General features: G+C 70.0%; 1 protein-coding gene. It reads right to left on the bottom strand.

Annotation, left to right across the window (positions count from 1 at the left end):
* Positions 1-32 precede the first annotated feature (32 nt).
* The coding region (locus tag HC022_RS27415) for a penicillin acylase family protein (RefSeq protein WP_167454477.1) at positions 33-1022 on the bottom strand (990 nt) is incomplete at its 5' end.

Raw genomic sequence — 1022 nt, 5'->3', positions numbered from 1 at the left:
GTCGAGATGGGTCTCGTCCCTCATCCCCGGCGTTACTCCCTGAGCAGCCGCGTGACGCCGATCGAGGCCGCCCGTGCCAGGTCCTCGTCGAGCGACATGGGGATGTATTCGCCGCGCCGCCACAGCGTGCCGAGGTCGTCGTAGTGCCGCGACAGCAGGTGGCCGCTCTGGCCGGTCGAGGTGATGAAGACCGAGGAATCCGGGTCGGCGAAATCGTAGACGCCGCGGTAGGTGGCGCCGTGCACGCTGGTGAACGGGTCGGGATCGGTGCCCGAGGTGCGCCCGCGCTCGAGCGTGAAGTCGCCGCCCGAGGTCGCCTGCCGGATGTTGGTGAAGTAGCGCAGCACCGGGATGTCGCCCAGCACCATGTGCCGGTGCAGCGCCTGGTGCGCATCGCCCCAGCGCAGGCTCTCGAGCGCGGTGCCGTAGCGCTCGGAGATCCACACCAGCGCATCGTCGAGCGCCATGCGGGCAATATCCGAGCAGCTCTCGACCGCGACCGAGCGGATCACGTCGCACCACGCGCTGGCGCCGTCCACGTCGCGGTACACGCGCTCGATGAACAGCGGCTCGACGTGGCTGTAGGCGTCGGCTAGCGGGCCGAGCTCGTCCCGAATCAGGCGCTCCTGCAGGGCCCGGACCCAGGCGGCGTAGATCAGCGGCTCGGGCAGGTGCTCGTTCATCTCGCCGTTCCAGTCGGCCAGCAGCTCGAGCGCACGCTGGCGCTGACGCTCGGGCGTGCCCTCGGGCGCGGCCTCGCCGGTGAACCACAGGTCGCGACCGATGAGCGGCAGCAGGGTGCGCGCCGCCGGCGACACGGTGTCGAGCTGCGCCTCGATGAAGCTGTCGCGGGTGTGCACCTGCCGCCCCTGCATGAGCTGGCTCCAGCGCATCACGCGCTGGCTGTCGCCCCAGTCAAAGCTGACGTGGGCGGGGAAGGGGCGGTCGATGATCTTGTTGTTGGTGTTGCCGACGATGCCGCCGTCGGGATCGGTCCAGACCGGGTTCTCGCTGTCGGGGAA

Source organism: Salipiger sp. HF18, assembly GCF_011806505.1.
Classification (GTDB): Bacteria; Pseudomonadota; Alphaproteobacteria; order Rhodobacterales; family Rhodobacteraceae; genus Salipiger; species Salipiger thiooxidans.
This window is presented reverse-complemented; position numbering and strand designations above follow the sequence as displayed.